We start from the raw sequence: 25,490 nt of genomic DNA on the forward strand, positions 1-25,490 counted from the left end.
GGCTGGTTAAACGACCGCGAAATCTGTTTCGCTAGCTTACTAAGGGGAGAGGGAGTTGAGTAATTTGAGCATTGCCAGTGATTCTAAACAACCAGATACCAGGACCAGGATATTGACCGCGGCGTCTCAGATGCTGCGCCGCTCCTCGCCCAGCGCCCTGACCTATCGCGCTCTGGGGAAAAAAGCCGGCTTGCCTCATTCCACGATTGAATACCATTTCCCCACTCGTGAAGATTTGCTGATGGAGGCGGCGAGCCTGAACGTCGAGGTTTGGGTGGACCGAGCTCGGAAAGTCCGCGATGAAGCGCTGCAGCTTTCCCCCCAGGAACTGCTCTACCAGCTGCCCGAGGTTTTGGTCGCCGCGGTGCTTCCGCAAACCACGGACATTCAGTACATACGTACCTACCTGTTGCACGGACTGGTCCTGGCTGAACACCAGGCTATTGTGGAAAAGAACCGCGAGGGACGCGCCCGCTTTGACGAATATGTCGCGGATATTCTGCAAGCCGCCGAATGCTCATGTTTGCCCGATGTAATAATTTCCGTCATTGACGGTTTGGCTTATGAAGCAGTCTCAGAGGGCGGCGAATTTCCCCAAGATGTTGTGGAAAAACTCCGTTGTTTCCTGCTTTCCTGCCCGACTATGGCCGCGGACGCTCAGGCTTCGGCCTCGCCCCAGGCTTGAACCTGATACGTTTCGAGTTTAATTTCCGGCCCGAATTCCTCGGCGCCCCTGCCTGTCGTTTCGTTTCTTTGTTGTGTACAAATTGTGTGATTGTGCTGGGAATGCTCATGTTTTGGTTGTTTTGACCGATTGTATGGGTAAGCGCGGGATTATCTGCGGTAACGTTGTTGGCTTTTCTGTTCGAGGAGGATTCTGATGAAGGTCATGAGGCGTGTTGGTGCGGGTTTGTTTGCTTTGTTGTTGAGTTTGGTGGTGGCTAGTCCGGCTTTGGCGGCTAGTCCGTGGCATGGGCATAAGCATCATAATAATATTTACACTACTGAACCGGGTACGACCAGTATGTTTTTTACTCCTTCGGGTGTGAATTCTTTGAATGTGGTTACTAAGTTTGATTATGTGGCGCCTAAGTATGCGGTGCCTACGGAGGAGTGGTTGCGGTTGTGTTATATGCCGTTTGGGGCTTCGACGGCACAGGCGTGCACGGACTGGCGTGACTATGAATCTCAACCAGAACTTAGGGCATTGTCGGTGTTGCCTTCGGCGTTTATGTTAGTGGATGCTGATGGTAACTATACTGGTGGGGCGTTTACGAATACGATGTATGCGAATGGGACGTTTTCTTTGCAGCATAATTTCCCTGATCCTTTGGGGTCGATGGTGTTTAACGATCCTGGTTATGACGATTTGTATGTTTATTATCGGTGATAGGGGTTGTTTAGCATGGATGCGTTGAGTGTTTCTGGTTTGGGTGGTTTTTCGTCTGTGCCGGGTCGGGTGTCTGGTGCGGGTTCGGTTAAGGGGACTGGGTCTGGGTCTGTTTCTGGTTTGGGTGAGCCGGTGGTGGATACTGTGCAGTTGTCTGAGTCTGCGCGTGGTTCGGTGAGTTCGGTGGCTGGTTTTGATCCGACTCGGGGTGCTGGTTCGTTGGAGCAGCGTCATGTTGGTGGTGCTTTGGCGACGACTTCGGCTAAGGACGGGTTTAATGGTTGGGCGGCGATGTTGCATTGGCATTTTGGTTTGGATGATGGTGTGGATCATACTGAGATGCCGTTTATTGAGAAGTTTAACTGGAATAATGTTGGTCGGTTTAGTTCTGCGGAGGGGTATCATCCTTCGAGTTGTTTGACGGCTGAGGAACGTAACTTGATGGCTAATTTGTATGTTTATGCTCATGATCATGGCATTGACGTGCGGGGTGGTAGTGGGTTTTCTGCTTTGGCTTTTGGTGGCATGGTTGGGTATGCTGCTTGCGGTCATAAAATGAACGACTTTATCAGTGGTTATGCCTCAGATCCGGATTTTGGTTCGCAGCGTATTAAACCTGAGACGTTCAAGTTTCTTCAGGGACTTAGTCTGGATCAGTCTGAGGGTCTTCATAGTCAAGATCCGTTGATTAGGGCTGCCCATAATATTGCTAATGGAGTCATTGATGAGAGGCCTAGGTTTGCTGGGGATGATGAGGCTACTCGGCGTGTGTTGCAGATTGCTACGGAGGTGTTGTCGTCTTCGGCGATGAAGGATAATCTGTTGGACACGTCGCATCTCGATAACGTTTTTTTGCATATCCTGAAGGGTTTTTCAAGCGGGGAAGCCATGGTTAGTAAGGCTGAGGATGTGCGGCGTTTGGTGTATGCGTATTCTCGGAGTGGTTCGCGTGGTGAGGTTACGGTTAGTGATCAGCCTAGTGCTCAGGCGCAAAAATTGCTTGATTATCGTCAGAAGTGGGTGGATCTTTGGGATCGGGCTGAGTTGATGGCTCGGGATATTGAGCCTGTGGTGGGTTCTCCGGCGTATAAAGCGGGGGTGCGGTTTGGTGCGGTTCCTGGTTCGGTGTCGGATTCGGGTAAGGGTTCGGTGCCGGGTTTGGGTGAGGATTTCGGGCTGGGTTCTGTTTCTAAGCAGGATGGTTTGGAGTTGTTTGCGAAGTATTCGAGTCGGGTTGCTCGGGTGGTGACTTCGTTGAGTGAAGATCAGAAGTCGACTCTGGGGATGATGTATCGGTTGGCTGAGCGGAAGGGGTCGGAAGCGGCGTTGCTTAAGGTGGATCAGTTGGCTGGGGCGATGGCGTCACTGAATTTTATGAATGAGATGCTGGGAGCGGATAAATCCAAGAATCCGTACGCGTCAACGAATTTCTGGACACAACTGTTGCAACAAAACCAACACAACCAGATGGAAGCCCTCCGCACCGCCCTGGAAACCCACCTCAACAAAACCACAGCGCAGTCGGAGCCGAAATCCCCGGAGGTATAGAGGTAACGCAACTATTCTGGCTGACTCACAGAAGCGTCATTTCTGGGTGATGCCAGGTTTCATTTGGTTGAGGGTTCGTCTGGGGATTCACCCCAGGCTTGAACCTGATACGTTTCGAGTTTAATTTCCGGCCCGAATTCCTCTGTGCCCAGCCCGGCTTTATACATGAGTTGCGAGATGAAGTCGTGTACATCGGGCAGCTCACTCCAGACCTGGGGCAGGAAAGTCGCCCGGTGGAAACCGCGGCGCAAAATGACTCCGTCTATGCCGGGACGCAGCCGGGACAGATAGGAATCGTTGCTCTCCCCCTCGAAACGTTCAAAAGCCTGAGGTTCCGTGAGGAGTGAAACCTCAATCTTAATCTGATCGAGTTCCGAGGCTTGCAGAGGAGGGAACCGCGGGTCTTCAAAAGCAGCGGCCAAAGTGTTCGCGGAGATGTCCTCACTGAGCATTCGATGCGGAGCCAGCGAACCGATACATCCGCGTAACTGCCCGTGTTTTGTCAAAGTCACGAAAGAAGCCCCGACCGAACGCAGCAGCAACTGCAAAGCATGATCCGACTCGCTGAACTTGCTGATGGTATTCATAGAGCCGATACGATTGCCATCTCGGAACGCATCAATCAAAATTTCACGAGCCATCTGAGGTAGCAGTGAGCCATAACAATCCGGGATGCCGAATTCATCCTCCGGCGGATTGTACTTCCAGAAAGCAACGGAGGAATAACCAACAACCCGCGATTTACCTCCGGCGGTGTCCCCGGAGCTAGCGTTCATCAGTAGCTGCGGATGCCATTGCAGCCGGCGCGCCAAACGAATCAGGCCGGACCAAGCGTAAGCACCGCAGGCTTGACGCGGATCGAGGGGGTACTCTAACGACATGACTTGAGACAAGGTCGTAGTGTCAAGTTTGCGCGCCTCGTCGTAGCTCAGGTAGTGGGACAGATCCGAGGACACGACAATCAAGGTATCGTCAGGATTCTCTCCCGGAATTGAAACCAGAGTTTGCAGGCTTTCGCAAACCTCCTCCGGGGTGCAATCTCCAACCGCTAGGGGCACGATAGAGAAGTCTAGGTCGCGGAAAACGGTTTGCAGGAAGGGCAGCTGAACTTCCAAGGCGTGTTCCTCCACGTGGGAGGGCTCGAAAAACTCTGCGGCGGAACTATGCTCCACCAGGTATTGTTGGGCGTCCTGGTCCACCGGAACTTCCCCCAGGGGAGTGGCGAAAGCGGTAGCTTCACTCAGTGCGATACCGCGAAATCCGACACGGTGTGTGGGGCCGGCAATGACGACACGTCGGGGACTCAAGGTCCTGACGAGCTGGTAGCCGACCGCGGCGATGAGACCGGAATAGATGTATCCGGCGTGGGGAACCTGCACCGCCATCAGTTGCCGCAGAGGTCTGCCTTGTGAGTCTTGCGAAACATCGTTAGTGATGAGGGAAGCGGCCTTTTTCAGTAGGTCGTCAACCGTTTGTCGCAGCTCACCTGGATCCTGGGGGTAAAAAGATCCTGCTACTGCTGGTTTACGTACGAAACTCATGGTTCTATTATTCCCAAAAATAGTGGCTTCCGGGCAGGTTTTGCTCTGGGTATACCAGTCTGTCAGACAATGGGGGCTCTGAATCAGGAATCCGGAGCCCCCAGCAATCTATATCTTGCCGTTATACGGTAGGCAAAATGCTAGCTTGTGCCGCTCTGCCAATAGCCAAAGCAATTGCGGGCAAAACTATAACCACGATGAAGATGATGAGGGGCAGAGTCTTGGGGTGAGACTTTATCAAAGCAATCAGACTGAGGATGAAGGCGACAAAGTTCAGCAAACCTGCAATCCCTACGTAGATTAAGAGTTGATCGCCTGCCTTGGTGGCGGCATCCATAGCGCTGGACAATTCATCCAGACCCAATTGACTAATATCCCCACCAGTCGTGGCTGCAACTTGTTGACCGGTAATGATGTGACCGGCAATCATAATGATGGAAGCCACAATGCACAGTGCCAACGCCACAAACGCCAGCGTTTTTTTTACTTCGGGCTGAGGCGCGCCAGGGCCAGCGGGCGTGAAGTTTTCAGTAGACATGGATTAGTCCTTTGCTCGTTTGTTTCGTCAATTCTTTGACAGGTTACGTTCAGCTTAGGGACGTGAAAGTTCACGTTTAACACCCAAAAGGGTGAAAAATTCGAGAGAATAAAACCAGGCCGGATGGCCGGCACAGAATCGAGGGGAGAGATACCGATGGGTGAGTCTGCGAAACCGGCAAAGAACGGGAAATCTAACGCGAAACCGAAGGCAGTAAAGCCGGAACAGGGCAAACGCATTGGCATTCTCACTTCTGGTGGTGACGCTCAGGGCATGAACGCGGCGGTGCGTTCCGCGGTGCGTTCTGCCATAGTTTTAGGAGCCAAGCCGTTCGCGATACGTGAAGGCTGGTTAGGTGCGGTTCAAGGCGGGTCCTGTATTCATGAACTGACCTGGAGTGACGTGTCCAATACGATTTCCAAGGGCGGTACCATCATCGGCACCGCGCGCTGCCCGGAGTTTCGGGATTGGGAAGGGCGCCTGAAAGCCTGCGAGAACCTGGTTAAAAACGGTATTGACCGGCTCATTTCCATCGGCGGCGACGGGTCGCTGCGAGGAACGGAAGAACTGCGCCAGGACTGGCCGAAGCTATTGGAGCAGTTGGTGAAGGAAAAGCGCCTCAGCGCCGCCGCAGCCAAAGCCCACCCGTCCTTGTGCATTGTCGGCATCGTCGGTTCTATTGACAACGACATGGCGGGCACAGACATGACAATCGGCACCGATTCGGCCTTGAACCGCATCTTGGCGGCTCTGGATCAACTTTCGTCCACCGCCGCCTCCCACCAGCGCACCTTCGTGGTGGAAGTTATGGGACGAAACTGCGGCTATTTAGCTTTGATGAGCGCCGTGGCGGGCGGTTCCGATTATGTACTGATTCCCGAAAATCCCCCCGCACCCGGCTGGGAAGACGATATGTGTACGAAGCTCAGCGAAGGGCGCAAGCACGGGCGGCGCGATTCCATTGTGGTGGTGGCGGAAGGGGCAAAGGACCAGGACGGTCAGGCCATTACCGCCAACTATGTCGCCGAGGCTATTGAACAGCGCACGGGAGAGTCTGCTCGAGTCACCATCTTGGGACACATTCAACGCGGGGGAACACCCTCGGTATATGACCGGTGGATGCCCACCCTGCTGGGGTATGCCGCGGTACAGGACGTAATTGGGGCAAAGCCGGGGGATTCGGCCAAAGTGATGGGGGTGCGCTACAACCGGATTGCCCGGCTGGACCTGACCCAGACCGTGGCGGCGACCTCGAATGTTCACGAGCTCATAAAGGCTGGAAAATATGACCAGGCTATCGCCTCGCGGGGGACTTCCTTCACCGATATGGTAGAGATTTTCCGGGTCTTGTCCACCCCGCCCTCGCTGCTGAAACCTTTGCCTCGCAAAGCGAAAAAAGTTGCCGTGATGCACGTGGGAGGTCTGGCTCCGGGGATGAACGTGGCGGCTCGGGCTGCGGTTCGTTTCGGACTGCAGCGTGGCCTGGAAGTCCTGGGTATCGAGGGGTCTTGGCAGGGGCTAATTGACGGCAAGGTTCGCAAACTGCTGTGGAAAGACGTGGAAGGCTGGGATTTCCGGGGTGGCGCGGAACTGGGAACCAAACGAGAGGTACCCACGATAGAACAGTTCTATGCCATCGGCCGCTCGATTGAAAACCACCATATCGACGCGATGGTGCTGATTGGGGGCTACAACGCGTATCTGTCCGCCCAAGCTATCAGCGGGGAGCTGAAGCATTATCCGGCCCTGAAAATACCGATGGTCATTGTCCCGGCATCCATCGACAACAACCTTCCGGGAGCCGAAATCTCCATCGGAGCGGACACTGCACTAAACAATGCGGTGTGGTCCATGGACCTGATGAAAGAATCGGCTGCCGCCTCAAAACGTTGTTTCATCACCGAAACTATGGGGCGCCACTGCGGCTACCTGGCGCTGATGAGCGGAATCGCCGCCGGGGCAGAGCGAGTTTACCTTGAGGAAGAAACGATTAGCTTGGAGACGCTGGGCAAACATGCCACCGAAATGCGTGACGCGTTCGCAAAAGGCCGTCGCCTCGCCCTCGTGGTTCGCAACGAACTGGCTGGGGGACACTATGACATGCGGTTCATGGCCAAAGTGTTCAAGCAGGAGTCTCAGGGATGCTTTGACGTTCGTACTGACGCGGTGGGGTATTTGCAGCAGGGTGGGGCTCCCTCCCCCTTCGACCGGCTTCTCGCGGTGCGGCTGATGTGGGAAACTATGCGCCACCTCGATGCCGCCCTGGATTCCGGGCAGTGCGCCATTGAATATATCGGTGAGGAAAACGGTCAGATGGCGTACCACGACATTTCTCAGATGGAGAAACAAGTTGATTCAGAAAAGCGCCGTCCCATCAACCAATGGTGGATGGGCTTGCGGCCCCTGATTGAAGTGATGGCCAGCTCAAATCCGCCGGTCAAGGACTTCCCTCTGCCGGTCATTGACATGAGCGGTCCGAAGTCCTAACTTACAGCTCTTGGTTTGGATGACCCACCACAAAACGTGAGAACAGCAATGGAATGAGCCGCGGGAACGGTCCCGGGCAGACTATTGAACAGAAGGGATAACTCAATGGAAACGAAAGACCCGACAACCCTAGCAGCGTGGAAAGACCTCAATGCAATGGCCGCAGGCTTCCACCTGGATTTGCGCAAAGCCTTTGCGGCCGACCCCGCCAGGGCAGAAAACCTCTCATTCTCTGCCGCGGATTTGCACGTGGATTTGTCAAAGAACCTGATTACCGGAGCCGTTTTTGAAAAACTATTGGAACTTTCCGCCCAAGCCGGGGTGCGTGACTTGAGCGAGGCCATGTTCAACGGCGAACGCATCAACAACACGGAAAACCGGGCTGTGTTACACACCGCGCTGCGGGCTCCCGCTGGAACCCAGCTGGTGGTAGACGGCAAGGATGTTATCGCTCAGGTACACGAGGTCTTGGGGCGAATTTACGACTTCGCCGACTCGGTGCGTGACGGGTCTTGGGTTGGGGTCAGTTCCAAACGTATCCAGACCGTGGTTAATATCGGTATTGGCGGCTCTGACCTGGGGCCTTACATGGCATACGAGGCGTTGCGGCCTTTCGTGAAGCCCGGCCTGGAATGCCGTTTTGTGTCCAACATTGACCCCACTGACATTGCGGAAAAAACCCGTGACCTGGATCCGGAAACGACCCTGTTCATCATCGCTTCCAAGACTTTCACCACCCTAGAAACCATCACTAACGCGAAAGCTGCCCGCACCTGGCTGCTGCGTAGCCTGCAGGAACGCGGTGTCATCGACAAAACCGAGGAGGCGGCGAAAGACGCTATCTCCAAGCACTTTGTGGCGGTGTCCACCGCCTTGGACAAGGTCGCGGACTTCGGCATCGACCCCCGCAACGCCTTCGGTTTTTGGAACTGGGTGGGCGGACGTTATTCCGTGGATTCCGCGGTGGGAACGTCTCTCGCGGTGGCCATCGGTCGGGAAGGCTTCGAGGAATTTTTGGCTGGTTTCCGCGCCATCGACGAGCATTTCCGCTCTACCCCGCCGGCGTCGAACGTGCCGCTACTGATGGGCTTACTGAACGTGTGGTACTCCAACTTCCTGCACGCCCAGACTCACGCGGTGTTGCCCTATTCCCAGTATCTGCATCGTTTCCCCGCCTATCTGCAGCAGCTCACGATGGAATCCAACGGGAAACGGGTGCGTCGTGACGGCACCCTGGTCAGCTACGATACTGGCGAAGTATTCTGGGGAGAGCCCGGCACGAACGGCCAGCACGCCTTTTACCAGCTGATTCACCAGGGAACTCGGCTGATTCCAGTCGACTTTATTGCCTTTGCCCGCCCGACTTGGGACCTCACTGACAGCGAAACCGGGAAACGTCAGCACGAACTGTTCCTGGGTAACTTCTTTGCCCAGAGCGCGGCGCTGGCTTTTGGGAAAACTCCCGATGAGGTGCGGGCGGAAGGCACGAAGGAAGAACTGGTGGCACACCGGACTTTCCCCGGCGACCGACCCTCGACTTCCATCATGGCGCCGGCTCTCACCCCGAAAGTGCTGGGGGAGCTCATCGCCCTGTACGAAATGATTACGCTGGTAGAAGGCACAATCTGGGGTATTGACTCCTTCGACCAGTGGGGCGTGGAGCTGGGCAAGGCAATGGCCATCGATCTGGGGCCGGCCATCAGCGGAGACGCCGAGGCTTTGGCACAGACAGACGCTTCGACCCGGGGGCTGCTGGAATATTATTTCGCTCACAAGTAAGCAGGTGAAATTCCGCGTTTTTTCAAGGCGGTCGGTTTACCCTCAGCGTGGCTTTTTGCGCTAAAGTAATGAATGCTGACGCTCAGAGTGGAAGCGTTTAACACGATACAAAGGAGTTAAATCAATGGCTAAAAGTCCTGTAAATGTTACCGTCACCGGTGCTGCTGGCAATATCGGATACTCGCTGGTATTCCGTATCGCCTCCGGCGAAATGCTCGGCCCGGATCAGCCGGTTCGTATCAAAATGTTGGAAATTACCCCGGCTCTGAAGGCTGCCGAGGGCACTGCCATGGAACTGAATGACTGCGCTTTCCCTCTGTTGGATGGTATCGACATTACCGACGACCCCAACGTGGCGTTCTCGGGCTGTAACTTTGGCCTGTTGGTCGGTTCGATGCCGCGTAAGCAGGGCATGGAACGTGCGGATTTGATCAGCGCCAACGGCGGTATTTTCGGTCCGCAAGGAAAGGCCATCAACGATAACGCCGCTGATGATGTGCGTATTTTGGTGGTGGGTAACCCGGCGAACACCAACGCGGTTATTGCCGCGGCCTCCGCCCCGGATGTTCCCGCCTCGCGTTTCAACGCCATGATGCGCCTGGATCACAACCGAGCCATGAGCCAGCTGGCTGAAAAGCTCAGCGTGCCGGTGTCCACCATCAAAAAGATGATTGTGTGGGGCAACCACTCCGCTGACCAGTACCCGGACATCTCTTTCTGTGAGGTGGACGGCAAGCCGGCGTGCGGCCTGGTCGATGAGGCTTGGTTGGACGATTACTTCGTTCCGACCGTGGCCAAGCGTGGTGCGGCCATCATTGAGGCTCGCGGCAAGTCCTCCGCTGCCTCAGCGGCTGCCGCGGCTATCGATCATATGCATTCCTGGGCTTGCGGCACTCCCGCGGGCGACTGGATCACCGCCGCTATCCCCTCAACCGGCCAGTACGGTGTTCCCGAGGGTCTTTCCTACGGCTTCCCCGTGACCTCCGACGGTAAGGAATGGACCGTTGTGGAAGGCCTCGAACTCTCGGATAAGACCAAGGCAAAGATTAAGTTCAATGCTGACAAGGCAGCCGAGGAAATCGACACCGTGAAGTCCCTGGGCATTATGTAAATCGTCGCCAAGATTTCTCAGTTTGGGAGCCAGATTCTGGCTCCCAAACTGGTTTAACCACAACTCAGAATACGGTGCCCCAGAAAGCCGGGGGACAAGGGTCGCGTTACAGAATCGCGAAACTTTGGGGTCCCAGCTTTAGCGTGGTTCCCACCACCCGAGCCGAACCGATACTAAAACGCACCGGGCGCGCTTGTGCCAAATCATATTCGGCGGTGGCGTGCGCCGGATTGACCGCCACAATCAGATCTTGCGTGGCATTCTCCCTTTTGAAAACAAATAAACGCTGGTTCGGCTCGGCGCTGAGGACCGTGAAAGCACTGTCAGCTGCCAAAGCTGGGAGTTCTCGCTTGCATTCCAGCACGCGCGCCACCCTGTTGCTTTAGGCCGGTGCGGGCTGCCTAGACACACTGCGGGAACGCCCTTGAGCTGACCAACATTGACCAAAAACCTCCGTCGCGTGGGTCCCCGAAGGTAAAAACATAATGTTGCGGCTCTTTTTCCTCAAGACCTGACGGAATATATGAGACAATGTTACTTGTCCCTGACGGGTGAAGATGCCCTCTGGGAATAACGACAATGAAGTTAACTGATTGGAGTTTCAATGCGAAAGCTCATTGCGGCTGCGGGCGCTCTGGCCCTCGGTCTAACTATGACAGCCTGCTCTTCGGCTTCTGATGCCGGCAAGGATGGCGCAGATGCTGCGGGGGGTGCCTCTGAGGTCGGCGTGGTGACCTGGTGGGAGCAAGGCTCGGAGAAACAAGGTTTCGATGCCTTAAAGGAAGTCTTTGCGCAACAGCACCCGGATGTGGAACTGATTAAGCAGTCCGAATCCGGTGGTGGCGGCACCAACGCAAAGCAAAAGTTGGCGGCTGACTTGGCGGCAAAGAACCCGCCAGATACCTATCAGGCTCACGCTGGTGCCGAGCTTTCCTCGGATATTGCCGCGGGATACCTGGAGGATGTTTCTGGCTTGTACGACGAGTTCAAGCTACGCGATGCTTTCCCAGCTGACCTGGTAGACCTCCTGACTGTGGATGGCAAGATTTACTCTGTCCCCTCTAACATTCACCGCGCAAACGTAGTATGGGCCAACGTTGAGGTCATGCAAAAGGCCGGCTTGGATCCCAAGGCTCCGCCGAAAGATATCAAGGGCTGGATTGCTGACATGGAGAAGCTCAAGGCTGCCGGGGTACAGTACCCGATTACGGTTGGCGCTACTTGGACCCAGCTGCAATTGCTGGAAACCGTCTTGATTTCGGACTTGGGTACCGATGCCTACAACGGCTTGATGAATGGCAAGACCGATTGGTCCGGTCCGGAAGTCAAGGCTGCTTTGGATGATTACGCCAAGATTTTGACCTACGCCGATCCGTCCCTGCTCTCAGAGGACTGGGAACCTGCCATGAAACCGGTCATCGAAGGCAAGTCTGCCTACAACGTGATGGGCGACTGGGCGCCTCCGGCTTGGGAGAACGCCAAGAAGGCATGGGATAAGGACTACGTGACCTTCCCGGTTCCGGGCACCGATGGCGTGTTCGACTTCCTGGCTGACTCCTTCACTCTGCCGGTGGGCGCGAAGCACCCCGATGGCACGAAGGCTTGGTTGAATACCATTTCCTCCAAGGAAGGCCAGATTGCTTTCAACTCGGTCAAGGGTTCCATCCCGGCTCGTTCCGACCTGACCGACGAGGAACTGTCGAAGTTCTCGGATTACCAGCGTTCCGCGATGGAATCCTTCGGTAAGGACACCATCGTTTCTTCTATCGCTCACGGTGCGGCTCTGCCCCTGGCGGCCACCGAAAAGATGAAGAGCGCTCTGGGCAAGTTCAACTCCAGCAAGGACGTTGCGACTCTCCAAAGTGAGCTGGCTGCAGCGGCTGCTATGAAGTAGCCCTCAAACAGGCAAGTCTTTACGCCGGCGGGTTTTTTCATAATCATAAAACCCGCCGGCGTAAGGCTGAACTGGGGCGCATCAACCGACCTTGTGCAGTCGCCAGAGGCGAGCGGAGAACCTGGTGCACACCGATGCGAACCCCAAAATCTCAACCATATCGACCATAATTTAGGGGACAAAAATGTCAGGCAACGCCGCCGTCAAGACACCTGAAAAGGCTAAGGCACCGATGAAGCGCAAACGAGCACGCAGCTCGAACGGGATTAAGCAGTGGGGACCCGGACTGTTACTGGTGTCGCCATCAATCATCCTCGTGGCCATTTTTGTATACGGTTTGTTAGGGTCTAACTTTTTAACGTCCCTGCAGGACAACCACTCCGCGCCGCAAGTTTCGGGGGTGCAACCGGTTAACTTTGTGGGGTTTGCAAACTTTGCGGCGTTATTTGCGGACAAGGATTTCCAGCATTCCTTAATTAACCTGCTGATGTTCACGGTAATGTTCCTGGTGGGCACGCTGTTCTTTGGGTTTCTCTGGGCATGGCTGTTGGATAAACCCATTAAAGGCGAAGGGATTTTCCGTTCCGTTTTCCTGTTCCCGATGGCGGTATCGTTCATCGCCTCCGGCGTGGTGTGGCGCTGGATGCTGAACTCCGCTCAAGATGAGAACGCCTCCGGTTTGAACCGTTTGCTCCAGATGGTTGGCCTGGGCGGACTGCAAAACGACTGGATCGCCAACCCCACCTTCGGGGTGCTGGCGGTGGGGATTCCCGCCGTGTGGCAGCTCTCGGGCTACGTCATGGCCCTGTTCCTGGCAGGATTCCGCGGGGTTCCCGACGACTTGCGGGAGGCCGGGCGTGTGGACGGCGCTAACGAATGGCAGCTGTACCGCTACATCATTTTCCCCCAGCTCGCACCCGTAGCACTCAGCGCGGTCATCATAATCGGGCATATGTCGCTGAAGTCCTTTGACTTGATTATGGCGGTCGCGGATCAGACTTTCTATCAGACCAAGGTTCCGGCCATCGATATGTATAACTTCATGACGATTTCGGATTACTCGAACGCGGCCGCGGTCGGCACGGTTCTGTTGGTGATTGTGGCGCTGCTGGTGGTGCCCTACTTGATTCACGATGCGAAGGAGGCCAACCGATGAGTTCCGCCGCTACAATCGACGCGGGTGCGACCGCGATTACGACAAAAAAGGTCAACTCCAACGGTTCGGTAGGAAAGAATCGTGGCGGGGTCAGCGTTGGCAAGGTCATTCGTTACGTGCTCCTGATTTTCTTCCTCGCCATGGTCCTCATGCCGGTGTACGTGCTGTTGATTACGTCTTTCAAGGGTGCGGGGGAGGCCGACCCATCCCGGACTTGGTATCTGCCTGCTGAATGGAACACCGATAACTGGGCTCGAGCCTGGGATCAGCTGCAGGGCGGGCTGTTGCGCTCGCTGATGATGGTCATTCCGTCCTCGATTATCTCGGCTATGCTCGGTTCCGCTAACGGTTTCGTCCTGTCCCGCTGGCGGTTCCCCGGAGCGAACGTGGTGTTCACCCTGATTCTGTTTGGGATGTTCATTCCTTACCAGGCCGTCATGATTCCCATGATGCGCATGGTGGTAGCGTCCCAGATTGGTTTCGGGATTCACACCCTGATTTTGATGCACATCATCTATGGCATCCCGATTACGACCCTAATTTTCCGTAACTATTACGAGAGCGTGCCCCGAGACCTCATCGAGGCTGCGCGTATCGACGGGGCGGGAATGCTGCGCACGTACTTTAATGTGGTGTTGCCGATTTCCATTCCGTCTTTCGTGGTGGTGCTGATTTGGCAGTTTACTTCCGCGTGGAACGACTTCCTGTTCGCACTGTTCTTTGGCGGCGGTTCCCAGCGCGGTCCGGTGACCCTGTCCCTGAACGAGCTGGCGCACGGCTCGATTATGGCTGACTACGGTGGTTCCATGGCGGGCGCCCTGATTGCCTCTGTCCCGACGCTCTTGGTCTACATCGCGCTGGGCAAGTACTTCGTCGGTGGCATGATGGCCGGCTCCGTGAAAGGGTAATCCGAGCCGTTTGCAGCGGTCGCGGCGTGAGTGGTTCAAAACCTGGGTCAGTGGTTCAACCGGACACCGCCCACTTCCTCGGATGGGAATACGCTAGCGGCGGTCAGTAGAGGTAAAAATAATTGTTTCCTTGAGATGAGTTTCTTTGAAAGGGTCTAAGCGTTCGAAGGCTTATGGGCATTACTGACACGATCAGAATCACGGGTGCGCGGACGCATAACCTGCGAAACATATCGGTGCAGTTACCCAAGCATCGGCTGATTGGTGTGTCCGGGGTTTCAGGGTCGGGAAAGTCGTCGCTGGTATCCACGCTGGCGGCCGGAGCACAGCAAGCGGTGGCCTCGCTGTTTCCGCCGTTCGTGCAGGCCAGAATGCGGAACCTTGACCTTGGCGAGGTTGATCGGCTGGAAGGTCTGACGTTTACCGCTGTCGTTGGGCAGAAGAAGTTCAGCAAGAATGTGCGCTCGTCGGTGGCAACGGCGTCGGGAATCGCGCCGTATCTGCGCTTGTTGTTTTCGCGCTCCGCCAGCCCGTCGGCGGGATATTCGCCGTCATATTCAGCTAACGACCCGAGCGGGATGTGCCAGGGTTGCGCCGGTCTGGGGTACATCGATGACGTCAATCTTGCCGAACTGGTTGATCCGCACTTGAGCCTGAATGACGGCGCGATTAGGTTCCCGTCGTTTGAGCCGGGCACGTACCGGTGGAAGCGTCTGGTGTGCTCGGGGATCAGTGCAGTCGATGTGCCGTGGGAGCAGTTGCCCGCCGGTCAACGGGAGTTGTTGCTGTATGGCAAGGGCGTCCAGTTAGAACATCCGCTGCCGGGCTACCCGAAACATGGCGAGTTCGACGGCGTCGTGCCGAGGCTGCGGGCCTCCTATCTGGAAAAGACCGGAGCGAAAACCACCCAGCGGGAGGACGAAGCACTGCGCAGGATTGTGCGCCGAGTGGCGTGCAGTGAATGTGGTGGACAGCGCATCAACCAGGCCGCCAGGGAGAGCCGTCTGCACGGGCTCAACATCGCCGAAGCCCAAGGACTGAGCATCGAGAAGTTTGCTTCCTGGCTTGATGGGGTACGCGAGGAAACGGTGGCCGGGCCACGCCAGAGCATCGCAGAGCGGTGCAAGTATCTGCGAGAGATCGGACTGGGCTACCTATCGTTGGATCGTCGCACCGATTCCCTGTCGGGCGGCGAGGCACAGCGGCTGCGGATCGTAGAGCTGTTGGGAGCACCGATCACCGATGCGACGTTCATCATGGACGAACCCTCCGGCGGGCTGCATCCGGCTGACGTCAATCGACTCCTGCGGTCGCTGCAGCGGCTGCGCGACGAGGGTAACAGCGTGATCGTCGTCGAGCACAACCCCCAGATCCTTAAGGCCTGCGACTTTGTGGTCGAACTCGGCCCCGGATCGGGAGCTAATGGCGGCACGGTCATGTTCACTGGTAATCCGCAACAACTCGCGACCGCAGACACTCCCACGGGTCGTGCGCTCCGCATCGGTGTGCAGCTCAACAACGCTCCTCGAGCGCCGCATGGCAGCATCCGGGTGGAACATGCGCGGCTGCACAACCTACGTGACGTCTCGGTTGACTTCCCGCTGGGTGTGCTCACCGTGGTCTCGGGCGTCGCGGGTTCGGGCAAGAGCTCGCTGGTGGAGGTGCTCGCTGAGCAACATCCCGAGGTGGCGATGATCGATCAGGCTCCTTTGGCTGCGAACAGCCGTTCCTCGCTGCTGACGGCTCTCGAATTGGCGGATACGGTGCGCGGGGTGTTCGCCGCCGTGTCTGGACTCAACCCAAGCTGGTTCAGCGCCAACGGTAAGGGAGCCTGCCCAGCGTGCAAGGGGGGCGGCGTGATTCGCGTGGACATGGCTTTCATGGACGATGTTGAAACCGTGTGCGAGCAGTGCGGTGGTCGGAAATTCAACGACACCGCGCTGTCTGTCACGCTTCCCAGCGGCTCGAAGCAACGCTCGATTGCTGACGTTCTCGGTGCCCGCTTGGATGAGGTGGACGAGCTTTTCGCTGCTCAACCGAAGGTGCTGCAGGTGACGGAGCTTCTGCGCAACGTTGGGCTGGGCTATGTCACCTTGGGACAAACGCTGGACACGCTGTCTGGTGGCGAGCTGCAACGGGTGAAGCTGGTTCGATTCCTCAAGGAGCATCGTCAAGATGCTGGCGGCGTGCTCGTCCTCGACGAACCCACCACCGGACTGCATCCTCACGACGTTGCCAAGCTGGCGGCCTTCCTGCACGAGCTCACCACTGACGGTCTGACGGTGATCGTCGTCGACCACAACCTGCACCTCATCGCTCAGGCCGACCACAACATTGACATCGGCCCCGGAGCAGGTGAAGACGGCGGAACCCTCATCTACCAAGGCAGCCCGCAGGGCCTAATCCAATGCTCCGCATCACGCACAGGCGAATGGCTGCGGCTCTGACCCGGGAGCGGCTGTGTTTGTTTCGCACCGTCGCGGAACGTGAAGGTGATGGTGCTGTCGGTGCCCACTTCGGCGTGGTCGACGAGGGTGTGCCATAGGTATGGGGTGAATTCGATGTGGTCAATGTCGAGTTCTTCCCGGTAGTGGTGGTAGGCGGCTTGCCGGTTGTCGAGGTCGCTGATCTGGTCGAGGAGCCGGTGGTACTCCTCTAGGAGGGTGGCGTGTTCGCGGTAAAACTAGTGAAACGCAGTGCGAAAACTAGCGAAACGCAGGAAATGCATGATGGGTTTTGATGTCACGATTTCCGCGACCATTTTCAATCTTCTAGTCTGGATTGGAATCGTTACTATCGCTAACGGAGGGGTTTGGGACACTTTTCATTCTGGCTGCCATTGTCTTGATGCCAGCTTGTTAGCTTTGCTGACAAATCCTCCAGGCTTATCGTGCCGCGAGCCGTGTCTATGACAGTGTTATATATATCATCGTCATCGCCCTCAATGGTGATGTCGTTGATTGCAAAGAACACCACGGTTGCGAGCCACCCGAGGCGTTTATTGCCGTCAATCAAAGCATGGTTGCGGACAATAGACTCCAGCAGGGCAGCAGCTTTCAGATCCAGATTGTCGTAAGCGTCATTACCCCAAAGTTTGGTTTGGGGGCGGGCGACTGCCGACTCGAGAAGTCCTAAATCGCGTACCGGTCCGACGTTTAGATCATCTACGAGCTTGAGAAGGTCTAGAAGATTCAAGAATTCAGTCAATGGCTAAGTCTCTCTAGAACGTCCGCGTAACGTTCACGGGCTTTAGTTGATGCCTTGTCAACCCGTTCATTATGGATTCTTGTCTGGACAGCCTCGTGAATAGCCCGGACAATCGCCTCTTGTCGAGACACCTTCTCATAAGAAGTGAGCTGTTCAAGGGCGATTTCGTCGGCTTCGCTAAGACGTAATGTAAGTGCCATATTCCTATGGTATCAATTTGGTATCAAATCGCGCAAGGACTAATAGAATCGCTGCATTTCAGTCGATGTCGTAATTCTTCCAGCGGCGAAAACGGTTCCCAGTGCTGCAGACCAGCCAGGCTAGAAGCCTTTTCCGTATTTGTTGTGTGGTCTCAAAAACGTGGGCTGGGGGAGGACCCCAGCCCACAAGCGTATTAAGTTTTGGCGGCGACCCGCGTTCAATCCGTACGGTAGAAGCTCTTGAACATCAGGTACTTCATGATCGTCCCAATCGGGACACCGAGCTTGCCCAAGGCCAGGCGGGTTACGTGCAGGTCAATGACCTCGATCAGGTTCCCGTCCGGGTCGCGGAAGAACGCCCAATCGGCGCCGCTGGAGCGCACGGGCTCGTTCATGAACTCCACGCCCTCGGCGCGCAGGCGATTCACCCAGCCCTTCACATTGGACACGTTGAAGGCGATGTGCGTATAACCGGGACGGTTCCAGGTTTCGCGCTCGCCGCCGGGGGTGTCCGAACCGGGCTGATCGAATCCGGGCAGCGGCGGGTCAAACTCAAAGAGCTCCAGGACGTTGCCCGACCGCGACGACATGAATCCCAGGCGGACCAACTTCAGACCCTCGACGTGGTACAGGCGCTCCACGGGCTTCAAGTCATCACCGCTGATCTCCATGTAGTTCATCAACTTCATGCCGAACACGCGGTCATACCAGGCGACCGAACGTTCGAAGTTCGACACGGTGACGCCCGTGTGACCCAGGCCCCAGTTGATGCCGGCGCCGCCGGTCATCGCCCGCAATGAGCGTTGCTTGCGCTCGACCCATTCTTCCTTGCCGACCGCCTTGTACTCCATCGCGTTCGTGACGCCGGCCTTAGCGCCATACCCGGCCGCGGCCAAAAGACCCAGCTTGGTGGCACCTTTGCACAGCTTCTTGAACGCGCGGCGCTTCAGGCTGACTTGCTTCACAGGTTTCGCATTACTTGGCATAATCGCCCACCTTCATCATCAAGGCGCCCAATTCGGCACCGTATTCCGGCGAACCTTCCATCGACATGCGCCCAGCCGCGGTGGCCTCCAACATGTCGTCGGTCTGCAACAGGGTCCCCAAGGCCGACAACACCGAGTCGAAGCGCATCGTAAAGAACGGCGCTGACCGTGTGTATTCGCCGCGGAAAGCCTTGGACTTGCCGGCCTTGATGCGGATATATGCGCCCAGCTCAGGGTGCCCATCCACCGAGTAAGCATAGACGCGATCCGGCGAGGGGTCGGTCCAGTTGTGCACCTCGGGATGCCCGGCTTTGTTCAGCTGGCTGATGCCACTGGTCAACAGGTAGAACATACACTTGGCCAACAGCTTGCGATCCGCCTCGGTCTTCGGAGCCTCGGTCGCGCCCAGCAAGCTGGACATGGTCAGCAAGGCTTTCACCGTTGCCGCCAGCAAGCCCGGGTTCGACAGCGCGCCGCGAATCTTTGGCAAGTTCATCTTGCCCTTGAAGAAGTCGTTGAACTTTTCAGGGGAAGGGAACTCGATCTCGAGGTTCGGCGCCGGATGTGCACCCAGCTTCGGCTGGATGTCAGCACCCTGGACAATCAGGTGCGTCGCGTAGCGCTTTGGTCGCCCGTCAATCGACGTCCCGGCCTCGGTCAAAGCCGACAGCTGCACCACGCCCTGCTTGCCCTTGAACGCCGCGCTCAAGTCCGGTTTCCCGGCGATGATCGGCTTCAACAGCGGCACGACGGCGTTGAGGAACACTACGTTCGTGTAGCGCACCTCGTCGTCGATCGCGGCGCTGGGTCCCATGGGGAAGGGCTTTGCCTTGGGTTTTTCCTTGGCCGCGGCGTCCTTGGCGGGGTCAATAGTCTCGCCGGTCGCCTTCGTCGACTTGGTCGCCTTCTTGGGTGGGGCAGCGCTTTTCTTGGTTTCTTCAGTCATTGCGCGCCTACCTTAGAACTCGTCTTCCCAGTCGTCGTCCTCCTCGAAGTCAAGGTGCATGACCTCGCGGGCGGCTTCGACACAGCCGTTTTCGTCCCAGCCGTAGTAGGAATACAAATCTTCGGGCTGGCCGATAACCGAGAATTCGTCGGGGATGCCCAGCTTCTTCAGCACGTAGCCCTTGCGGGTCGTGGCGCCGACATCAGCCACCGCGGTGCCCAGGCCACCGATGGTGTTGTGGTCCTCGACGGTGATGATGCGCCGGGTCTCGGTGATGGCCTTGGTGATGGCTTCCTCGTCGATAGGCTTCAGGGTGTGAATGTCCAAAACCCTCACCGAAAGGCCGTCTTCCTTGGCCAGGATGTCCGCGGCCTGCAAGGCGCGCCACACACCGGAACCGGTGGCGATGAAGGTCAAGTCGGTTCCTTCGCGCAGGACGTTCGCCTTGCCGAACTCGAAGTTCGGGATTTCGTCGCGGTAGACGATCTGGTCAAAACCACGGTTCAGACGCAGATAGACCGGGCCTTCGTGCTCGTAGGCGGCCTGGACACAGTAGGCGGCCTCAAGGCCGTCGGCCGGACACATAACCACCAGGTTCGCAAAGGAACGCATAATCGCGATGTCCTCAGTGGCGTGGTGGGTCGTGCCCGCCGCGCCGAAGGACAGACCTGCGTGGGTGGCGATGATCTTCACGTTCAGGTTCTGGTAGCAGATATCTGTACGTACCTGTTCGCAAGCACGCATGGAAGCGAAGGCCGCGAAGGTGGACACGAAGGGAATCAAGCCCGCCTTAGCCAAGCCAGCGGCCACACCAAACAGGTTTTGTTCGGCGATGCCGGCATTAAAGAAACGCTCCGGGAAAGCCTTTTGGAACAGGGCGATCTTGGTGGATTTCGCCAAGTCGCCGGACAAGCCGACGATACGCGGATCCTGTTTACCAAGCTCCACCATGGTTTGCCCATAGACCTCAGCGGTGGTCAGGTTGACAGCGTCAATCGAAGTGTAAGTCAATCCTCCAGCCATGGTTACGCTCCTTTCACCGCGCTCAGGCGTTTCTCATAGTGTTTTTGCAATGACTCAGACGCCTTGGCGTACTTTTCGTCGTCGATTGACCCGTAGTGCCAGGTGTAGTCGCCTTCCATGAAGTCGATGCCTTCGCCCTTGACGGTATCCATCAGCAAAACGGTCGGCTTGCCCTTGATGGTCTTGGCCTTGTCGAAGGCGTCAACCAGGTCGGGGATCGAGCTGCCCTTGACGTTGATGACTTCCCAGTTGAAGGCGCGCCACTTGTCCTCGAAGGGCTCCAAGCCCATGACGTCGACGGTCATGCCGTCAATCATGGCGTGGTTCACGTCGACGATGCCGCACAGGTTGTCCAGCTTCCACTGGCCGGCACTCATCGCGGCTTCCCAGATGGCGCCCTCGTTGCATTCGCCGTCGCCCATCAGGCAGTAGGTTCGCCAGGATTGCTCCAGTTGACGCGCCCCGGCGGCCATACCAACCGCCAGCGACAAGCCGTGACCCAGCGAGCCGGTGGAGGCGTCCAGGCCGGGCACCTTGCCGGCATCCAGGTGCATGCCCAGGTGGGACTGGATATGCGAATAGGTCGGCAACCAATCCTTCGGGAAACATCCCAGGTCAGCCAAGACCGGCGCCATGCCGACACCAATGTGACCCTTCGACAACACGAAGCGGTCGCGGGTCGGATCGTCCATCTTAAAGTTCATGACGTGGTGATACAGGACAGTCAGGCAGTCCATTGCGGACATTGCGCCGCCAATGTGACCGCCACCTGCAGAAACAACCGTGTCCAGGGTCAGCTTCCGCAGCCGGAACGCGGTCTCTTCCAGTTTCTTATGTTCGTCTGCACTAAGTGCCATTTTTTCTTCTTCCTTCAATAGGTTTTTGGGGAAAGTTTTCGGATATCTTGCGCTTTCAGGTGGTGTGGCTGGTGGGTTTTTTGCTCAGGGCTTTTGACCCACCCGCTCCACTTCGTTCCGCTCTGGGTCAAGCCGACCCGAGCAGAAAAACCCACCTCTAAGCCTGCGACAGAATCTCGCGGGAGCGGTTCTTGACGACACCCATGGCTTCGTCGGCCACTTCGCCGATAAAGTCGATGTCCTTGTCGGTCAAGGCGGTGTTCGTGAAGTGGTTGTGGTGGTTCGTCATGAACACGCCACGCTTCACGCATTCACCCACGAAAGCCTGGTGCAACAACAGGTTCGGATCTTCTTTGTCTTCCAGACCCTTGATCTGGTGGAAGAACAGAGCCGGCTCGCCGCTGAAGCGGTAGTCGAATCCGTTCTTCTTGGCCACTTCGGTTAAGCGGTCAATGATCTTTACGCCGTTGTCGTGGCAAATCTTGGGGGCGTCGATCTCGCGCATCTTCTTAATGCAGGCCATGGCCGCAGCCATCGGCGGGGCACTCATCCAGTAGGAACCAGTGCACATCACCGAAGCGGCGGGATCCTTCAGGGATTCGATACCGGTCACGGCCGAGATGTTGTGCCCGTTACCAATGGCCTTGCAGAAGCACTCCAGGTCGGCCTTGAAGCCATAGTGGTAGTCGGAACCCTTCACGTCCAAACGCCAGCCGCAACGCACGTCGTCGATAATCAACACGATGCCTTCGCGGTCACAGATCGAGCGGATCTTTTGCCAGTAGCCCGCCGGAGGCAACACGTTGTCCTCGAAAACGGGGTGGTGGTACGGGGTAGCAATAAAGGCGGCTATTTCACCCTTGTACTTGGAAACCAATGCTTCGACAGCCGCGGTATCGCCCCAGTTGACCATCAGCTTGTCTTCCACTTCCTTCTTGCCCACGCCCGGGGCACCCCAGCCTTGGGTCCACCCGATCACGCCGTGGTATCCGCCGTTGACGGCAATGAACTTGTCACGCCCAGTCGCGGCACGCGCCACCATCAAAGCGAAGTTCGTGGCGTCGCCACCGTTCTTGGCAAAGAATGACCAATCGGCCATCTCGACCGTGTCGACCATCAACTCGGCCAGCTCGACCATCAAGGTGCCGGGCTGAACCGCGCAGTTCAGGGTCTTAATCTGTTCGGCTGCGGCCTTGTCTACGTCGGGGTCGTTGTAACCCAGAATCATTGGGCCGTAAGCGCACATCAGGTCGATGTACTTGTTGCCGTCCACGTCCCAGAAGTAGGCGCCCTGTGCTTTCGAGGCAAACAGGGGGTAGGCGCTGATAGGCATGAAACAGCCTTCCGCCGGCCCCAAGTGCCCATAGACGCCGCCGGGGATAACCTCAACCGCGCGCTCGTACCATTCGTGGCTCTTGGTGTGTTCGTAAGTTTTCATCATTTTGTTTTGTCCTTCCTCACGCGCGTTTTCTAGCTCAAGTAGAACGGCACCATGCCGAGGATCTTGTTCATGTTGTCCAACAGGGGAACGTATCCGCCCAGCTTAATCAGCTCTCGACCGATAGCGGGATAGGATGCGAGCTCGCCGCGCAGGACCTGACCGGTGGTATCCAAATCGGAAAAGACCATAAAGGCATGACGTCCGTGAGGACCCGCGGCCTTGGGCTCATCGCCGTCGACGATGCGGGCGTGATGGTCATTGATGACCATGGTCAAAGCCGGACCGTTTTCAATCTTTAATCCGATAGTGCCGTCGCACATTCCCTTGGTGACCTGGACGCCCTTGGGGTCCTCGTTGGCAATCTCAGCCATCCCATAGACCGCCACGTGCAGAGTCAGCAGGGAGTTAATCCTCGCGAACTCGGGGTCCTGCAGCAGCTGCGGGGTCGGCCGCAAGTAGTAGGACAACCGGTCGGTAATCTCGGTGAACGTACCTGTCAAGTACTTCAGTTTCGTGAAGCCTTTCAGCGGTACGGGAATCCCCTTGCCTTCGAACATCTTGTTCACCATGTTCGGCACGGGGAAACCCAGGCTCATGTCAGCTGGACCTCCACCGGGGAAGAACTCAATTTTGCCGTTGCCCAGCTTAAGCCGGACAGAACCGACGTTCGCTGCCTTGAATTGCAAGGTCAGCGGGACATGCTCCAAGAGCTGTTTCGACTTGGGGTCGAGCTCCGGGAGCTTCTCGAGTGTACGCAAAACTGCCTTAAGATTGACGGCAGCCATAGCAGTTTGATTCATAAACCCACCTCATCGTGTGTTTTGTGTTTACCTGGCAAATGCAATTATAGAGTGGAATCCAAATTTTGTGCAGCGGTTTCCGGGAGTGTTTTTTCGTAATCTAAACCGAAATGCTCCCATATTCTCGGATTCACAAGTGCGGTTCGGGCCGGGAGTCGGCACCGAATTCGTCCCCGGAGGTTTGCCAGCTAAACTAGGGCTGGTACCTTCCCGCTGGAAAACTCGAAAAAGCGCGGGACGGCAGAAAGTGACACCAATAAGGAGCACAAGTGGCATCAACGATGGATTCAGTAATTTCTTTGGCGAAACGCCGCGGTTTTGTTTACCCATGTGGTGACATCTATGGCGGGACGCGCGCGGCGTGGGACTACGGCCCCTTGGGCGTAGAACTGAAGGAAAACATCAAAAAGGCCTGGTGGAACTACATGGTACGTTCCCGCGAGGACGTGGTGGGCCTGGACTCCTCGGTGATTTTGCCGCCGAAAGTGTGGGACGCCTCGGGCCACCTCAAGGCTTTCACCGACCCGCTCATCGAATGTCTCAACTGCCACAAGCGCTTGCGTGAGGACGACCTACAGGAAGAGTATGCCGAGAAACACGACATCGCGAAACCTGATGACGTCAGCATGGATGACGTCTCCTGCCCGAACTGTGGCGTCAAAGGGAAGTGGACGGAGCCTAGGGCCTTCTCGGGACTGCTTAAAACCTACCTCGGCCCGGTGGACGACGAATCCGGCCTGCACTTCCTGCGCCCGGAAACCGCCCAAGGTATCTTTATCAACTTTGCCAATGTAATGACGACCGCCCGGAAGCGCCCGCCTTTTGGTATCGGCCAGATTGGCAAGTCTTTCCGCAACGAAATCACTCCGGGCAACTTCATCTTCCGCACCCGCGAGTTTGAACAGATGGAGCTGGAGTTCTTTGTGGAACCCGGCACCGACGAAGAATGGCACCAGTACTGGATTGACCACCGCTTTGAGTGGTACACCGACCTGGGGATTAAGGCAGAAAACCTGCGGTTGTACGAACACCCGAAGGAAAAGCTGTCGCACTATTCCAAGCGCACGGTGGATATCGAGTACGCTTTCGGCTTTGAAAACTCCAAGTGGGGCGAGCTGGAGGGAATCGCCAATCGTACCGACTATGACCTGGGCGTACATATGGACGCCAGCGGCCAAAAACTCGATTACTACGACCAGGCTAACGACAAGCGCTGGATTCCCTACGTTATCGAGCCATCCGCCGGTTTGACCCGCTCCCTGATGGCTTTCCTGATTGAGGCCTACACCGAGGACGAAGCCCCGAACACCAAGGGTGGGGTGGACAAGCGGACCGTGCTGCGCCTCGACCCGCGCCTGAGCCCGGTTAAGGTGGCGGTCCTGCCGCTGTCTCGCAAGGACGAGCTGCCTGAAATCGCCCAAAATATCGCCGCTGAACTGCGCAAATACTGGAACGTGGAATATGACGATGCCGGGGCTGTGGGGCGCCGCTACCGCCGTCAAGACGAAATCGGCACGCCCTACTGCGTCACCGTGGACTTTGATTCCCTAGAGGACCAGGCCGTGACGATTCGCGAACGCGACACTATGACCCAAGAGCGTATCGGGCGTGATAGCCTGGTCGCCTACCTGCGCGATTACTTGCCGATTTGCTAGTGATGCGGCGATTTTCCGCGTCT

21 protein-coding genes are annotated in these 25,490 nt (G+C 56.7%); 11 read left to right on the top strand and 10 right to left on the bottom strand.

Annotated elements, in window-relative coordinates; translation table 11 throughout:
- The first annotated feature begins 55 nt into the window (after nucleotides 1–55).
- The 3 genes from SPI05_RS04335 to SPI05_RS04345 all read left to right on the top strand — a co-directional run bounded on the left by SPI05_RS04335 (nucleotide 56) and on the right by SPI05_RS04345 (nucleotide 2,938).
- Nucleotides 56–685, top strand: coding sequence for a TetR/AcrR family transcriptional regulator (locus SPI05_RS04335; protein ID WP_321076459.1), 630 nt, complete (start codon nucleotides 56–58; stop codon nucleotides 683–685).
- Between the two features lie 195 nt (nucleotides 686–880).
- The gene (locus SPI05_RS04340) at nucleotides 881–1,390 is read left to right on the top strand and encodes a hypothetical protein (RefSeq protein ID WP_321076460.1); all 510 of its coding nucleotides are present in this window, start codon (nucleotides 881–883) and stop codon (nucleotides 1,388–1,390) included.
- Between the two features lie 132 nt (nucleotides 1,391–1,522).
- Nucleotides 1,523–2,938 (top strand): hypothetical protein, encoded by a 1,416-nt coding sequence (locus tag SPI05_RS04345; protein WP_321076462.1) that lies wholly within the window; start codon nucleotides 1,523–1,525, stop codon nucleotides 2,936–2,938.
- A 59-nt stretch (nucleotides 2,939–2,997) separates the two neighbouring features.
- Here SPI05_RS04345 and amrB read toward each other — a convergent pair whose 3' ends face one another.
- Nucleotides 2,998–4,479 carry an AmmeMemoRadiSam system protein B gene (gene amrB / locus SPI05_RS04350; RefSeq protein ID WP_321076463.1) on the bottom strand — a complete coding sequence of 494 codons (1,482 nt, stop codon included), beginning with the start codon at nucleotides 4,477–4,479 and terminating at the stop codon, nucleotides 2,998–3,000.
- Between the two features lie 121 nt (nucleotides 4,480–4,600).
- Complete coding sequence (locus SPI05_RS04355; RefSeq protein WP_321076465.1) at nucleotides 4,601–5,017, bottom strand: hypothetical protein; 417 nt, start codon at nucleotides 5,015–5,017, stop codon at nucleotides 4,601–4,603.
- 156 nt (nucleotides 5,018–5,173) lie between these two features.
- Between SPI05_RS04355 and SPI05_RS04360 the strand changes: the two genes are divergently transcribed.
- From SPI05_RS04360 to SPI05_RS04370, 3 genes are all read left to right on the top strand, one after another.
- Nucleotides 5,174–7,504, top strand: coding sequence for a 6-phosphofructokinase (locus SPI05_RS04360; protein ID WP_321076466.1), 2,331 nt, complete (start codon nucleotides 5,174–5,176; stop codon nucleotides 7,502–7,504).
- 105 nt (nucleotides 7,505–7,609) lie between these two features.
- Complete coding sequence (pgi, locus tag SPI05_RS04365; RefSeq protein WP_321076468.1) at nucleotides 7,610–9,283, top strand: glucose-6-phosphate isomerase; 1,674 nt, start codon at nucleotides 7,610–7,612, stop codon at nucleotides 9,281–9,283.
- A 124-nt stretch (nucleotides 9,284–9,407) separates the two neighbouring features.
- Nucleotides 9,408–10,394, top strand: coding sequence for a malate dehydrogenase (locus SPI05_RS04370; protein WP_321076470.1), 987 nt, complete (start codon nucleotides 9,408–9,410; stop codon nucleotides 10,392–10,394).
- 106 nt (nucleotides 10,395–10,500) lie between these two features.
- Here SPI05_RS04370 and SPI05_RS04375 read toward each other — a convergent pair whose 3' ends face one another.
- On the bottom strand, nucleotides 10,501–10,758 hold the full coding sequence (locus tag SPI05_RS04375; RefSeq protein WP_321076472.1) for a hypothetical protein: 258 nt from the start codon (nucleotides 10,756–10,758) through the stop codon (nucleotides 10,501–10,503).
- 240 nt (nucleotides 10,759–10,998) lie between these two features.
- Here SPI05_RS04375 and SPI05_RS04380 point away from each other — a divergent pair, with 240 nt between their 5' ends.
- The 4 genes from SPI05_RS04380 to SPI05_RS04395 all read left to right on the top strand — a co-directional run bounded on the left by SPI05_RS04380 (nucleotide 10,999) and on the right by SPI05_RS04395 (nucleotide 16,799).
- Entirely contained in the window at nucleotides 10,999–12,288 is a 1,290-nt protein-coding gene (locus tag SPI05_RS04380) for an ABC transporter substrate-binding protein (protein WP_321076474.1), read from the top strand.
- 184 nt (nucleotides 12,289–12,472) lie between these two features.
- Nucleotides 12,473–13,444: a sugar ABC transporter permease gene (locus SPI05_RS04385; protein WP_321076476.1), complete on the top strand. Its 972-nt coding sequence runs from the start codon at nucleotides 12,473–12,475 to the stop codon at nucleotides 13,442–13,444.
- Complete coding sequence (locus SPI05_RS04390) at nucleotides 13,441–14,352, top strand: carbohydrate ABC transporter permease (RefSeq protein WP_321076477.1); 912 nt, start codon at nucleotides 13,441–13,443, stop codon at nucleotides 14,350–14,352. Before SPI05_RS04385 ends, SPI05_RS04390 begins: the two co-directional genes overlap by 4 nt.
- A 173-nt stretch (nucleotides 14,353–14,525) precedes the next feature.
- Nucleotides 14,526–16,799, top strand: coding sequence for an ATP-binding cassette domain-containing protein (locus tag SPI05_RS04395; RefSeq protein ID WP_321076479.1), 2,274 nt, complete (start codon nucleotides 14,526–14,528; stop codon nucleotides 16,797–16,799).
- Between the two features lie 352 nt (nucleotides 16,800–17,151).
- Here the strand turns inward: SPI05_RS04395 and SPI05_RS04400 are convergent, their stop codons facing one another.
- The 7 genes from SPI05_RS04400 to SPI05_RS04430 all read right to left on the bottom strand — a co-directional run bounded on the left by SPI05_RS04400 (nucleotide 17,152) and on the right by SPI05_RS04430 (nucleotide 23,812).
- Nucleotides 17,152–17,559: a type II toxin-antitoxin system death-on-curing family toxin gene (locus SPI05_RS04400; RefSeq protein WP_321076481.1), complete on the bottom strand. Its 408-nt coding sequence runs from the start codon at nucleotides 17,557–17,559 to the stop codon at nucleotides 17,152–17,154.
- A gap of 418 nt (nucleotides 17,560–17,977) precedes the next feature.
- Nucleotides 17,978–18,724 (bottom strand): VOC family protein, encoded by a 747-nt coding sequence (locus SPI05_RS04405; RefSeq protein WP_321076483.1) that lies wholly within the window; start codon nucleotides 18,722–18,724, stop codon nucleotides 17,978–17,980.
- A gap of 10 nt (nucleotides 18,725–18,734) precedes the next feature.
- Complete coding sequence (locus tag SPI05_RS04410; RefSeq protein ID WP_321076485.1) at nucleotides 18,735–19,691, bottom strand: hypothetical protein; 957 nt, start codon at nucleotides 19,689–19,691, stop codon at nucleotides 18,735–18,737.
- Nucleotides 19,692–19,703: 12 nt separating this feature from the next.
- Nucleotides 19,704–20,714, bottom strand: coding sequence for a transketolase family protein (locus SPI05_RS04415; RefSeq protein ID WP_321076487.1), 1,011 nt, complete (start codon nucleotides 20,712–20,714; stop codon nucleotides 19,704–19,706).
- 2 nt (nucleotides 20,715–20,716) lie between these two features.
- The gene (locus tag SPI05_RS04420) at nucleotides 20,717–21,571 is read right to left on the bottom strand and encodes a transketolase (protein WP_321076489.1); all 855 of its coding nucleotides are present in this window, start codon (nucleotides 21,569–21,571) and stop codon (nucleotides 20,717–20,719) included.
- 157 nt (nucleotides 21,572–21,728) lie between these two features.
- Nucleotides 21,729–23,012, bottom strand: coding sequence for an aminotransferase class III-fold pyridoxal phosphate-dependent enzyme (locus SPI05_RS04425; RefSeq protein WP_321076491.1), 1,284 nt, complete (start codon nucleotides 23,010–23,012; stop codon nucleotides 21,729–21,731).
- Between the two features lie 29 nt (nucleotides 23,013–23,041).
- Nucleotides 23,042–23,812: a hypothetical protein gene (locus SPI05_RS04430; RefSeq protein WP_321076492.1), complete on the bottom strand. Its 771-nt coding sequence runs from the start codon at nucleotides 23,810–23,812 to the stop codon at nucleotides 23,042–23,044.
- Nucleotides 23,813–24,093: 281 nt separating this feature from the next.
- Here SPI05_RS04430 and SPI05_RS04435 point away from each other — a divergent pair, with 281 nt between their 5' ends.
- The gene (locus SPI05_RS04435) at nucleotides 24,094–25,467 is read left to right on the top strand and encodes a glycine--tRNA ligase (protein ID WP_414601964.1); all 1,374 of its coding nucleotides are present in this window, start codon (nucleotides 24,094–24,096) and stop codon (nucleotides 25,465–25,467) included.
- The last annotated feature ends 23 nt before the right edge of the window (nucleotides 25,468–25,490 follow it).

It is taken from the genome of Mobiluncus sp. (genome assembly GCF_034180645.1).
Classification (GTDB): domain Bacteria; phylum Actinomycetota; class Actinomycetes; order Actinomycetales; family Actinomycetaceae; genus Mobiluncus.

Coding starts and splice junctions, on each gene's coding strand:
- SPI05_RS04340 (WP_321076460.1), top strand. CDS start 881: ATGAAGGTCATGAGGCGTGTTGGTGCGGGTTTGTTTGCTTTGTTGTTG.
- amrB (WP_321076463.1), bottom strand. CDS start 4,479: ATGAGTTTCGTACGTAAACCAGCAGTAGCAGGATCTTTTTACCCCCAG.
- SPI05_RS04355 (WP_321076465.1), bottom strand. CDS start 5,017: ATGTCTACTGAAAACTTCACGCCCGCTGGCCCTGGCGCGCCTCAGCCC.
- SPI05_RS04360 (WP_321076466.1), top strand. CDS start 5,174: ATGGGTGAGTCTGCGAAACCGGCAAAGAACGGGAAATCTAACGCGAAA.
- pgi (WP_321076468.1), top strand. CDS start 7,610: ATGGAAACGAAAGACCCGACAACCCTAGCAGCGTGGAAAGACCTCAAT.
- SPI05_RS04370 (WP_321076470.1), top strand. CDS start 9,408: ATGGCTAAAAGTCCTGTAAATGTTACCGTCACCGGTGCTGCTGGCAAT.
- SPI05_RS04380 (WP_321076474.1), top strand. CDS start 10,999: ATGCGAAAGCTCATTGCGGCTGCGGGCGCTCTGGCCCTCGGTCTAACT.
- SPI05_RS04385 (WP_321076476.1), top strand. CDS start 12,473: ATGTCAGGCAACGCCGCCGTCAAGACACCTGAAAAGGCTAAGGCACCG.
- SPI05_RS04390 (WP_321076477.1), top strand. CDS start 13,441: ATGAGTTCCGCCGCTACAATCGACGCGGGTGCGACCGCGATTACGACA.
- SPI05_RS04395 (WP_321076479.1), top strand. CDS start 14,526: ATGGGCATTACTGACACGATCAGAATCACGGGTGCGCGGACGCATAAC.
- SPI05_RS04410 (WP_321076485.1), bottom strand. CDS start 19,691: ATGACTGAAGAAACCAAGAAAAGCGCTGCCCCACCCAAGAAGGCGACC.
- SPI05_RS04415 (WP_321076487.1), bottom strand. CDS start 20,714: ATGGCTGGAGGATTGACTTACACTTCGATTGACGCTGTCAACCTGACC.
- SPI05_RS04420 (WP_321076489.1), bottom strand. CDS start 21,571: ATGGCACTTAGTGCAGACGAACATAAGAAACTGGAAGAGACCGCGTTC.
- SPI05_RS04425 (WP_321076491.1), bottom strand. CDS start 23,012: ATGATGAAAACTTACGAACACACCAAGAGCCACGAATGGTACGAGCGC.
- SPI05_RS04430 (WP_321076492.1), bottom strand. CDS start 23,812: ATGAATCAAACTGCTATGGCTGCCGTCAATCTTAAGGCAGTTTTGCGT.
- SPI05_RS04435 (WP_414601964.1), top strand. CDS start 24,094: ATGGATTCAGTAATTTCTTTGGCGAAACGCCGCGGTTTTGTTTACCCA.